This is a genomic window from Cloacibacillus porcorum, assembly GCF_001701045.1.
Classification (GTDB): domain Bacteria; phylum Synergistota; class Synergistia; order Synergistales; family Synergistaceae; genus Cloacibacillus; species Cloacibacillus porcorum.
Genome location: NZ_CP016757.1, coordinates 1,826,215 through 1,837,968, shown reverse-complemented (window position 1 = coordinate 1,837,968; position 11,754 = coordinate 1,826,215). Strand labels below are relative to the sequence as shown.

The following is an 11,754-nucleotide window of genomic DNA, read 5'->3' as shown; positions in this document are numbered from 1 at the left end:
ATGAAACCTTGCGGGGCGGCCTTTGTGTCAATATTGGGCTAATCGCCCTATCTCTTACTTAAAGAAAATTATTCTGATGCAGAGGCCATAGCCGATGATAAGGCTCAGGAATACGGCGGCGGAGAGCGTATCCTTCTGGATGCGCACCTCTTCGCGGTAGGCGGGGCCGAAGTGTGTGTCGATGATCCTCTCGACCGCCGTGTTTATCAGCTCAACGGTCATCGGAAAGAGTGAGGCGAGAAAGACGCATAGGACGTCGCTCCAGCCGCGTTCCATAAAGAGCGCGAGGCTTACGGCGACGACCACCCCCAAGCTTTCGTGGCGAATAGCCTTTTCTGTCAGAAAGGCGGTCCGCAGGCCGTTCAGAGAATAGATAGTTTTTGCAAAAAGTCCCTTATTTTTCCACTGTTCCACGCTAGGTCACCCATTTTCGAAAATCAGTCTGCCAATAATTATATATCAGAGGGGCCGTCTTTGATATTGCATATCCGCGAAACAGCGCCCTCTGTCTGAAGAGGCTCATTATGCCAATTGCCGCTTTTCTGCTATAATACTCAAGTTGTACATTATGGAATCCTTCACGGAATTCCGTTCAGTTTATATGGAGGTTATTTCAATGGCGAACGATTATAAGGATACCCTGTTTCTTCCCAAGACCGATTTTCCCATGCGCGCCAATCTGTCGCAGCGGGAGCCGGAATTTCTGAAGTTCTGGTACGATATTGACGTTTACGGCGAACTCAAGAAAAAGAATAAGGACAAGCCCTCCTTCATTCTGCACGACGGGCCTCCCTACGCGAACGCCAGCATCCATATCGGTACGGCGACAAACAAGATATTAAAAGACTTCGTCGTGAAATATAAATGGCAGCGCGGCTATTTCTCCCCCTATGTGCCGGGCTACGACACGCACGGGCTTCCCATCGAGCTCAAAGTACTCAAGGAGCAGAGCCTCAACAAAGACGATATCGATCCGGTAGAGCTTCGTGAGAAGTGTGCCGCCTATGCCCGTTCGTTCGCCGACATACAGACGGGGCAGTTCAAACGCCTCGGCGTCATCGGAGACTGGGACCACCCCTACATGACGCTCGTTCCCGCCTACGAGGCGACGCAGATTGAAGGCTTTGCGGAGATGGTCGACAAGGGGCTGGTCTATAAGGGACGCAAGGCGATCTACTGGTGCACCGACTGCCAGACGGCGCTCGCTGCGGCGGAGATCGAATACGCGGACGAGACCTCGCCCTCAATATTCGTCGCCTATAAATACACCGACGCGGCGAAGGTATTCCCCGAGCTCGCCGGTAAGGATGTAGAGGTCATTATCTGGACCACGACGCCTTGGACGCTGCCAGCTTCAATGGCGGTGGCCGTCCATCCGCGCTACGATTACGGCTTCTATCAGGTCGGCGATAAGATATACCTCATCGCGCAGGGACTCAAGGCCGAGGTGGAGAGGGCGACGCAGCTTGAATTCGGCGAGCCGATACTCTCCTGCAAGGGCGAAAAGCTCGAGAATACGCTCGCGCAGCATCCCTTCTACGACCGCGTTACGCCTTTCGTCCTCGCCGACTACGTCACGCTCGACTCCGGTACGGGCTGCGTTCACACCGCGCCTGGCCACGGTACGGAAGACTACGAGACCGGCGTGCGTTATGGCTTAGAGATCTATAACCCCGTTGACGAGACGGGACACTACTATAAAGAGACGCCGATATTCGGCGGCATGTCACTCGCGGAGGGTGAGAAAAAGGTCTTTGAGCTGCTCGGCGAATCAAAGCGCCTGCTTGGCAGGCTCAAAATCACCCACTCCTACCCGCATTGCTGGCGCTGCAAGAAGCCGGTAATCTTCCGCGCCACCGATCAGTGGTTCGTCTCCGTCGCCGACTTCCGCGACGAGGCGCTCAAGTGTATCGACGAGGTGAAATGGGTCCCAGACTGGGGCAAGGACCGCATCACGAATATGGTGCGTGACCGTTCCGACTGGTGCATCAGCCGCCAGCGCACCTGGGGCGTGCCTATCCCCGCCTTTTACTGTGAGGACTGCGGCGAGGTCATCCTGACGGGAGACCGCGTGCGCCGCGTGGCCGATAAGATCCGCGAGCACGGCAGCAACTGCTGGTGGACGATGACGCCCGAAGAGCTCATCGGAGACCTCGCGGTCTGCCCTAAGTGCGGACATACCCACCTGCGCAAGGACTCCGACATAATGGACGTATGGTTCGATTCCGGCACGAGCCACTCGGCGGTGCTCGACAACTGGGAGGATCTCAGCTGGCCCGCGGATATGTACCTTGAGGGGAGCGATCAGCACCGCGGCTGGTTCCAGACCTCGCTGCTCAACAGCGTGGCGACGCGCGGCACGGCCCCCTACCGTACGGTCCTCACACACGGCTTCATCATGGGGCCGGACGGGCAGAAGATGTCAAAATCCCTCGGCAACGTAATGAAGCCGGAGAATATCATCGATAAGAACGGCGCGGACATCCTCCGCCTCTGGGTAGCCTCCTCCGATTACCGCGGCGACGTGCGTATCTCGGAAGAGATATTCCGCAACCTTATCGAGTCATACAGAAGGATACGCAACACGGCGCGCTTCCTGCTCGCGAACCTCGCGGGCTTCGACCCGGCGAAGGACATGCTCCCGCATGACGAGCTTGCTCCCGTCGACCAGTACATAATGCTGAAGCTAGAGCGTCTGCGTACGCGCGTAACGACTGGATTTGACGAGTACGAGTTCCACCAGCCGATGACGCTTATTCACCAGTTCTGCGACAACGAACTTTCGTCGTTCTACATCGACGTGAGCAAGGATAAGCTCTACGCCGACGCCAAAGAGGCGAAGAGCCGCCGCTCGATTCGCACTGTCATGTGGCAGGTGCTGCGGGCGGTGACGCAGATGATGTCCTCCGTACTCTCCTTCACGGCGGAAGAGATATGGCAGAAGATGCGCGATATGGACCCGACGCTGCCGCAGAGCGTACTGCTCGCGGACTGGCCCTGCAGCCTTGCCGAGGGTATAGACCCCGCGGTTGAAGGGGAGTGGGACATGCTGATGCTGGCCCGCCAGGGTGTGCTGCGCGGCCTGGAATCGGCGCGCGGCAAGGGAGTTATCGGCCACCCGCTCGACGCGGACGTGCAGATAAAACTCAGCGACTACTACAAACCGCTTGCCGGCAGGATCAGTGATGAAACGTGGGAGAATGTCCTCATCGTCTCCTCCTGCAGGGTAGTTGACGAGATAAGCGGCGCGGAGATCGTCTATGACGACGAGACTACGGGGCTGCGTATCGGCGTCAACCGCTCGTCCGCTGAAAAGTGCCCGCGTTGCTGGAAGAGACGTCCTGAAGTGGCGGAAAAGGGCCTCTGCGACCGCTGCCGCGATGTGCTCAACGCCCAGTAGTACAGACAGGGAATATATCAACGAAGAGGGGGAGGGGCTGCTTGCCGCCCCCTCTTCTTCTGCCGTGCAGAATTTTGCGGTCGGGGCGGAGCTGGCCGGACACCGGCTGGACTTTGTCATTTCGCGTCTTCTCGGAGTGAGCCGCGGCTATGCGCAGAAGCTTATAAAAGAGGGGCACGCTTCCTTGACGCCCGCGCGCCGCGTGAAGCCCGCCGTGAAGGTGGCGGAGGGCGATTCTCTGGCGGTGGAGATTCCGCCGGCGGAGACGCTTGATCTTGAGCCGCAGGATATTGATTTCGAAACTGTCTATGACGACGAAGACCTGATCGTCGTCAACAAGCCGGCGGGGTTGGTCGTGCACCCCGCGCCGGGACATTGGAGCGGCACGCTCGTACATGGGCTGCTCTTCCGCTATCCCGATCTCGGTACGCTGAACGGCGTCCGGCGTCCGGGGATAGTCCACCGGCTCGACGCGACCACCTCTGGGCTGATGGTGGTTGCGCGGAACGGGCTCGCGCAGGAGGGACTCTTCAAGGATTTCAAAGAGAGGCGGATCAGAAAAGAGTACCTCGCCCTCTGCTACGGCACGACACCCTCCGAGCGCGGCTCCGTCAAATATCCGATCGACCGCGATCCCTATAACCGTCTGCGCATGGCCTGCGTTGAGGACGGGCGGGAGGCCTGGACTGACTATGAGAGGCTCTGGCACGTAAATAACTACTCCCTCGTAAAGTGCATCCTTCACAGCGGCCGTACGCACCAAATACGGGTACATATGCAGGCGGTCAGGGCCCCGCTGGTGGGAGACCGCCTTTACGCGCCCTCCAGGCAGTCGCCGTTCGGCCCCGAACGCCTCTTTCTTCACTCGTGGAGGCTGGGCTTCCGGCACCCGCGCAGCGGCAAAGAGATGCTCTTTACGCAGCCGCTGCCGCGTGAGCTTGCCGATTATCTAAAAAAAGTGAGGACGGGAGCGGCTTAATTTCCCCTATAGCTTTGCCTGGCCGTCGGTTTGGCGGCCTTCCAAAAAGCGCTGCCAGCTGTCGGGAGACGCCGTCAGCGTGGAAAATTCCTTATAAGTGACGTTGGCCTCCCCGCCGCGGATTGGGCTGACATATCTCCGCCGCGTATAGTCAACACGCTGACGCGGCGCTTCGCGCGCTTTGCTGTAATACACCGCGAGCGAAGCGCAGAAATCTTTGAGCTCCGTAAGTTCCTCCTCGGAGAGCGCCGTGAGCGTTCTCAAAATGACATGAGAGCCCGGCACCCCCTGCGCGTGGAACCAGAGGTCATCGGATAGAGCCAGCTTGAAGGTGACATATCGGTTACCCTTTGAGGAGAGGCCGGCGAAGATAATGGCCCTCTCGAACTCAAAGCGCCGGTGCGGCGGCAGCTGCGGCTCCCTCTTCCTGCCTCCGCGCCTCTGAACCGGCGTCTTGGCAAGTCCAAGCTCCTCTTCCAGCATCGAAAGAGATTCCGTATCGCCGATGGAACCGGCGAGAGCAAGCGCTTCGCGATGATCGTCAAGCTCATCTCTGACGGAAGTCAGCAGCGCCGCCGCGCGCTCCTGCGCCGCCGTTATCTTCTTGTATTTCGCAAAATAGCGCGCCGCGTTCTGCGAGGGAGAGAGCCTCGGGTCAAGCGGTACCTTTTGGACGATCTCCTCGCCGTCATATCCCTTAAGCTCGACCTCGGAGGCGTTATGCCGTATCTGCCAGAGATTCACGACGATCAGCTCTCCATACCGGCGGTAAAGCTCCGCGCGGCTGTCGGAGAGCAGCGCCTCTATATCCGCCTGTTGGCGTTCCCTGCGTATGATCTCTTTCTCAATGAGCTGGACGGCACGCCTGCGGCGCGCCTCAAAGGCGACGTCGCGCAGAGGAGCAAGCGCGATCAGCCTGCCGGTGCAGGCTTCGCCGAGCGGCACAGCCTCAGGCAGCAACTCCGGCAGAGAGGTGACATACCGGCCCAGCTTTTGTGGAATGAAATGAGAGATGTCGCCGTCGTTATAAAAACGGCCCAATAAGCCGACGGCCCTTTCTGCTCCGGCTTCGGAGAGGGCCTTAAGCAGCGGCTTCCCAAACCCGGCGATCCTCTGAATGGACGCTTCGTCCGGCGCGGCAAGCCAATCTTCAAGCGCAACCCCCTCGAAGGCCGGCGGCAGATGGTAGGGGAGCCCCGGCAGGACTGTGCGGAAACTGTTGTCCGCGGGATGAATGTGTTTGGCGGTCTCGATAATATTTTCTTCCTCATCAGTGAGAAGAATATTACTAAAACGTTCCATTATCTCAATTATAAGACAACGCTTGGCGATGAAGCCCGCGCCAACTGTTTTCTGAAAGGTAAATTTTAATATGCGGTCGCGGCGCAGCTGTTCGACGGCGGTAAGTTCGGCTCCTGTCAGGTGGCTGCGCAGCGCGTTCGTTATCGGTGGCGTCTGCGTTACGGAGGAGAGGAGCGACTTTCGCTCCTTCTGCGAGATCAAAACCACGCCGCAATTCTGTGCTCCCCACGACAAAAGCAGCTCCGACGCGCCGAATGAGATCACAACGGAATTGTTACCGCCGTCCACCCGCTGCACACGCCTGCCGCGGCAGACGCCAAGTTCCCTGCTCCAAATCCATATCAGTTCCGGTCCGAACGACAAATCAATTCCTCCATGCGGTCAGTCATATCTAATTATTATACTCAATTATTCGACGCCGCGCACCGCACTCCGCATCGCGGTGTATGGCAAACGCATTAATACGATAAATCGGCGTTTATAAGCACGACTAACTTCATGACTGGGGGCTTGGTAATGCTCACCGCACTTTAGTGCGCCTCCGCTTACCAAACCCCCAATCATTTCGTTATTCGCACTTCTAAACGCCGATTTCCTTCGGGTAGGGAAAACGATAAATTACGATTTATCTTTTTCCCTAACAAAGCCAAATCGGCGTTTATTGATACGTTTGCCACACAGTAAAGGGAGGCAGCGGCCACGTTATCTTATCTGCCGCCGGCGGCGTGTTTCTTTGATATCAGCCTTACCAGCTGTGAGGCAAGCAGCGGCAGGGCCGCCCTGTCTTTATAGACTATGTAGCGCGGCTGCCACTCAGGCTGGAATTTTTCCTTATACTGCCTCAGCCCCTTAAAATTGTAGAAATGTTCCCCGTGCTGGTAGATAAAGTTGCCCATGCGCTCCCAGAGAGAATTCTGCGGGTCAAGGTTTGAGAGAGGGGCCATGCCGAGGCGGAAATATTTATAGCCATGACCGCAGCCCCAGATCATCGTCTCAATAAAGAGCCAACTCATAATGTCACGCGGGGCGCCGTCGGTATATCTCATCAAATCTACGGAAAATTCGTCGCCGCCGCCAAGCCACAGGCTGCAGAAGGCAAGCGGTTCCCCTTCCTTCAAAGCAACTGCTATCGGGAAATTTTTCAGATAGTCCTCATCAAAGAAACCGAGAGAGAAGCCCTTTTCCGTGCCGTATACCTTTCTGAGCCATTCATCTGATATTCCACGCAGCTTCGGCAGCATCTTATCACGCTTATCGCCGTTGATAAGGCTGTAGGTGAGCTCCTCGCCCTCCATATGCTTTTTTATGCTGCGGATCTTTCTCCACCGCGCCCCGTCCAGCGAGCTGGTGATCGTGGAGATATCCACGCGGGCGTCTTCGCCGATCGGCGCGGCGTTAAGTCCGGCGTCGCGGTAAACTTCAAGCCATTCACTGCCAGCCTCGTAAAAGGCGGCGTTTGCGCCGCGGCGGTCCGCCTCTTCACAGAAGTCCCAGATAAGCTCGGCCATGCCCTCCTTTTTGCCGATGGGATCTCCCATAGAGATCCAGAAAGAGCCTGCGGGAGAATAGATGACCGCGGATTTCCTGTCCTGCGACATAAAAAACTTTTTATCTCCAAGCAGCGCCAGGGCGGCGTCCGACGCGTAGGAACCGGCGACAAGCGCCTTTACTTCGGCGGCAGAGGGCTGCGCGATGGCTGGACGCGACGGCCGCAGCCAGAGCAAGAGGAATATCAGCAGCGCGGCGAAGGACATTCCTGCGGCGGCGCGCAGAAAACGGGGGGCTGCTGAATCAAAGGCGAAGGTCCACCAGAGGTCATTCGCATACTCGACGTGGCGATAGGCAAAAAATCCCCACCAAATGACGGCTCCGACAGCGGCGAGGATTGCCATGCTCCATTTCAAGTCAGGTGCGGAGAAAAAGGAGAGCCGGTAAAAGCTGCGCCGTGAAAAGAGAAGCACGATCAGCAGCAGCAGGAAAAATGAATCCCGGAAGGGAGTGATATCGTTTGGCAGCGAAAATATCAGCGACACGGAGAGAGTCAGCAGAGTCACCGTCCACGCCGATTTGAGCCGCTTTGCGAGCCCCCAGGCCAGGAAGAGGAGGAAGGTGCCGGCCACGCTCTTGATAAAGTGCGAGGCCTCAAACAGAGGCAGGGGCAGCAGGGCCCCCAGCCTGCTCCAGCCGCCGCTGAAGATCGGCGCGGCGGTGGAGAGAAGCAGCCAGATGCCGGCCATGAAGGTCCATACTGCGGCGGCGTCGGGAAGAAAAGCCTCCAGTCTGCCGAAGTAGCGGGAGAGCCTTCCGCTCAATTCGACCGCAAAGAGTATCACCGTCGCGCAGACAAATGGGATTATATAATAGATAAACCTATAGAGGAGGATTGCGCTCAGCATATCGGCGTGACGGTAAAACGGCGAAAGCAGCATTATCAGCGTAACGTCGAATACCCCCAGACCTCCCGGTACCTGGCTCAGCGTTCCGGCCATCATAGAAACGACAAAGGCCGAGACGAAAATAAGAAGCGGCGCGCTGTGATCTGGCAGCACGGAGTAGAGCACAAGGGATGCCGTAGTAACGTCAAGAAAACCTATCATAAACTTGAAAAGCAGCGCGCGCGGACGCGGCAGAGAAATCTTTATCCCCTTGACGGCAAAAACATGTCCGTGCGCGGCGGCCGCGCCAGCGCAAAGGGCGAGGGCCGGAGCCAGGGCGCAGCAGAGGGCGATGAGATAGCGGACATACTGCGGCCATCCAAAGTGCGCAAAGATCGTGTCCGGGGCGAAGAAAAAGGCCGGTGCGGCGACCAGACAGGGGCCAAAGAAGAGCGATATCTGGTTGAGCGCCACGATATGCCCCACCTGCCCGCCGTCCAGTCCAAGAGTGGAAAAGAGACGATATCTGACCGCCCCGCCGGAGATGGCGGAGGCTCCAAGGTTGAAGCCGATGGCATTGCTTACAAAGGAGATCACGCCAACCTTGGGGTAGGGGAGCCTTACGCCTATCTCATGAGCAGAATACATGTCGTTAAAGGAGAGAATTACATAATTCACCGCCGCGACCAATAATCCGAAAAACACCCCCGAAATCGGTATCAGGGCAAAGGCCTTCCGCAGATCACGGAAGGACATATGCGCAAGTTCTTTATGCAGAGTATATATGGCAAAGGCAAAGAGCATGATCCCGATAAAGGGTAATAACTTTTTGACCTTTTCTAACGTTTTCTTCATTGCTTGACCTCGTTTCTCATTATAAGAAAATAACTTTATCTCACCTATAGTGTACATAACAAAAAATAAAAAATACACGGCGGATAGTGCTTAATTTTAATATAAAAAGGCGGAAAGGTGTTACGCTGCAGCTAAATATCCTTTATTTTTTACCTTTTAACGAATGCCCGATGAAGAAAAAGATGGAAATCTGTGCGAAGATGTCTGTCGCGTATATCAAAGAGGTACGGCAAGCGACGGCACCCCGCTGATGATTCTTTTGAAGAGCTCCCTGATTCTTATAACAGCATAACGTTACAGCCTAAAATATGTTGGTGAAAGCGGCGTGTTTCCGATGAAAGCAAAGCGTAACTTGTTAAAAACGCTGCTATGGTATAATATAAAGCGGTTGACCAAAGCTAACTGTATTCTGCAAAAACTCCGCAGCTTGAATTCTCTGCGCCGGCGGAGCGGCTGTCCAAAAACTCCTTAACGGGCAGCAGCATGACGCTCACTGTTCATGGACAATAAACCCAACGGGAATCTGTCTGATTTCCTCGTGGAATAGCCTCGGCAAAAATGACCGGCGCAGTGCGGAAAGCGGAGGAAGACTTTGTGCCGTTGGAGTAGATGTGTACATCTATAAAAATCATACTAATGAGAGGGTGCTTTCCGATGTCTTTTGTTTTTAAAAATAAGGATAAACTACTGATCGCCGGCATTATCCTGCTCGCATGCAATCTGCGTTCCCCGATTACGGGAGTAGGATCTCTGATATCTTATATTATGAACGATTTGCACCTCTCCGGTTCGATCTCCGGACTGATCACGACCGTCCCCCTGATTGCCTTCGCCGTAGTCTCCCCGTTCGCGGGAAAGCTGGCCATACGGTTTGGTACTGGGAAAACCCTGACGGTCAGCCTGTTGATTTTGGCGGCAGGCATCGCCCTGCGGTCCGCTGGCGGGACTCCCGCCTTTTTTTGCGGTACCGCCGTTATCGGAATCGGCATCGCCTTTGGCAATGTGCTGCTGCCCAGCATCGTCAAATCTGCGTTCCCCTCTAAAGTTGGCGTTCTGACCGGCGTTTATACCACCAGCATCGCCCTTTCCGCCGGGCTGTCATCCGGCGTCAGCATTCCCATCGCAAGCGGCAACCCCTTCGGATGGCGCGGCGCGCTGGCCGTTTGGCTGATTTTGGCTATAGCCGCCATTCTGCTCTGGCTCCACCTGTGGGGCTACCGCGTGGTTTCTTCGTCCACGCAGGCTCCCGTCAGGTTCAGCTCTATGTTCAAATCGCCCATTGCGTGGAATGTGGCAATTTACATGGGGGTACAGTCACTGCTCTTTTACAGCTTTGTGGCGTGGCTGCCGGCGATTCTCCAATCAAAAGGCGTATCTCCGGATACCGCGGGATATTTTGCGTCGGTATACCAATGGATCGGTATCCCCGCGTCCTTTGCCATACCTATGTTGGCCGGCAGGATGAAGGGGCAGAGACTTCTGGCAGGTGTGATCTCGGGCATTTACGCCGCCGGCCTTTTTCTCTTTTTGCTGGAAGATTCGTATTTCGCACTTCTGCTGGGCGTGCTGCTATGCGGCTTCTGCACCGGGGCGTGCCTGAGCCTCTCTATGTGCCTGATGGGACTGCGCACAAGCAGCGCTGCGCAGACGGCGGCGCTGTCCGGGATCTCACAGTCCTTCGGTTACGCTTTGGCTGCCGTCAGTCCGGCTCTCCTGGGCACCCTCTATGACAGGACGGCATCGTGGACTATGCCCATTATCTTCTTGCTCGCTATGACCGTTGTGCTGTTTTTATCCGGCATCTTTGCGGGGCGGCAGCGCACGATTTCTTTTGCCACGGAACCAGCGCCGTCGGTAAATCCGGAAATCTGATCTCAAAATGATTGGATCGATCGCCGCCATTTTACATATATCTCCAACGTGCCCTGCCTTTTAACATATGTTTCATGGCTGTGCCGGTGATATTTTTTCTTGACAGTTTGGGGATGCGGTGCTAATATATCTCGCGTTGCAAGCGGAAATAGCTCAGTTGGTAGAGCGATGGCCTTCCAAGCCGTAGGTCGCGGGTTCGAGTCCCGTTTTCCGCTCCAATTATTTAACCCGCAAACTTTGATGGGGCTGTAGCTCAGCGGGAGAGCACTTCCCTCGCACGGAAGGGGTCGGGCGTTCAAATCGCCTCAGCTCCACCATTAATTTCTTAAGTGATACCAAGGCTCTTTGGCACTTCGCCGAAGGGCCTTTTGTTTTTCTAAAACTCCGTCAACCAGTCGTCAACCAATCTAGTTTTTCCACCTCCTACTTTTTCAAAATATTTTTTCGGTTTTTCTCTTTTTCGATAGTTGTTTTCAGCGTAAGCGTGTAAGCGTCAAAACCCCCGTACCTATAAATTAAGCCCAAAAGCTCGTAAACTCCTTTCATCAATCAGCACCGAAGGGAGCAGTTTTATGATCGAGAGCGGTAATAAAGATATATATATTGTCTGCGGCGCTACGGATATGCGTAAGGGTGTCGACGGTCTGGCTGCCATCGTAAATTTCAGGCTTGCCTGTGATTTCAGCGGTACGTCTATGTTTATCTTTTGTAATAAGAGCCGTAACAGGGTGAAGATCATCGAGTGGGACGGCGACGGTTTCTGGCTGTATCAGAAGAGGCTTGAACGCGGTACTTTCCCGTGGCCTGCGGAGGGGAGTGTGAAGAGGATGGTTATCACTAAGGATGAATTTTCCTGTCTGTTTTCAGGCACTAAGCTGCGCCGCAGACTCAGTATGGACGAGGTTTTCCCCGAGGTGACGGCGTAAGGTAATAGTCGAAAATAGCAAGATGTTAGTATTACTGTAATTAAG

7 protein-coding genes and 2 tRNA genes are annotated in these 11,754 nt (G+C 55.5%); 6 read left to right on the top strand and 3 right to left on the bottom strand.

Annotated features, from left to right (window positions below):
* Positions 1 to 54: 54 nt before the first annotated feature.
* Positions 55 to 414, bottom strand: coding sequence for a diacylglycerol kinase (locus BED41_RS08190; RefSeq protein WP_066744754.1), 360 nt, complete (start codon positions 412 to 414; stop codon positions 55 to 57).
* Positions 415 to 616: 202 nt separating this feature from the next.
* Between BED41_RS08190 and ileS the strand changes: the two genes are divergently transcribed.
* A complete protein-coding gene (gene ileS / locus BED41_RS08185; protein WP_066744752.1) occupies positions 617 to 3,400 on the top strand; it encodes an isoleucine--tRNA ligase in 2,784 nt (927 codons plus the stop codon).
* Positions 3,381 to 4,379, top strand: a complete 999-nt coding sequence (locus BED41_RS08180) for an RluA family pseudouridine synthase (RefSeq protein WP_066744750.1) — start codon at positions 3,381 to 3,383, stop codon at positions 4,377 to 4,379. The genes ileS and BED41_RS08180 overlap by 20 nt, the downstream gene beginning before the upstream one ends.
* A 6-nt stretch (positions 4,380 to 4,385) precedes the next feature.
* Here BED41_RS08180 and BED41_RS08175 read toward each other — a convergent pair whose 3' ends face one another.
* Complete coding sequence (locus BED41_RS08175) at positions 4,386 to 6,044, bottom strand: Rqc2 family fibronectin-binding protein (protein ID WP_066744748.1); 1,659 nt, start codon at positions 6,042 to 6,044, stop codon at positions 4,386 to 4,388.
* Positions 6,045 to 6,388: 344 nt separating this feature from the next.
* The gene (mprF, locus tag BED41_RS08170) at positions 6,389 to 8,911 is read right to left on the bottom strand and encodes a bifunctional lysylphosphatidylglycerol flippase/synthetase MprF (protein ID WP_066744745.1); all 2,523 of its coding nucleotides are present in this window, start codon (positions 8,909 to 8,911) and stop codon (positions 6,389 to 6,391) included.
* 654 nt (positions 8,912 to 9,565) lie between these two features.
* Here mprF and BED41_RS08165 point away from each other — a divergent pair.
* The 4 genes from BED41_RS08165 to tnpB all read left to right on the top strand — a co-directional run bounded on the left by BED41_RS08165 (position 9,566) and on the right by tnpB (position 11,709).
* The gene (locus BED41_RS08165) at positions 9,566 to 10,783 is read left to right on the top strand and encodes a CynX/NimT family MFS transporter (RefSeq protein ID WP_066744743.1); all 1,218 of its coding nucleotides are present in this window, start codon (positions 9,566 to 9,568) and stop codon (positions 10,781 to 10,783) included.
* A 142-nt stretch (positions 10,784 to 10,925) separates the two neighbouring features.
* Positions 10,926 to 11,001, top strand: a tRNA-Gly gene (locus tag BED41_RS08160).
* A 24-nt stretch (positions 11,002 to 11,025) separates the two neighbouring features.
* Positions 11,026 to 11,100, top strand: a tRNA-Ala gene (locus BED41_RS08155).
* A 255-nt stretch (positions 11,101 to 11,355) separates the two neighbouring features.
* On the top strand, positions 11,356 to 11,709 hold the full coding sequence (gene tnpB / locus BED41_RS08150) for an IS66 family insertion sequence element accessory protein TnpB (protein ID WP_066744741.1): 354 nt from the start codon (positions 11,356 to 11,358) through the stop codon (positions 11,707 to 11,709).
* Positions 11,710 to 11,754: the final 45 nt, after the last annotated feature.

Coding starts and splice junctions, on each gene's coding strand:
- mprF (WP_066744745.1), bottom strand. CDS start 8,911: ATGAAGAAAACGTTAGAAAAGGTCAAAAAGTTATTACCCTTTATCGGG.
- BED41_RS08180 (WP_066744750.1), top strand. CDS start 3,381: ATGTGCTCAACGCCCAGTAGTACAGACAGGGAATATATCAACGAAGAG.
- BED41_RS08165 (WP_066744743.1), top strand. CDS start 9,566: ATGTCTTTTGTTTTTAAAAATAAGGATAAACTACTGATCGCCGGCATT.
- tnpB (WP_066744741.1), top strand. CDS start 11,356: ATGATCGAGAGCGGTAATAAAGATATATATATTGTCTGCGGCGCTACG.
- ileS (WP_066744752.1), top strand. CDS start 617: ATGGCGAACGATTATAAGGATACCCTGTTTCTTCCCAAGACCGATTTT.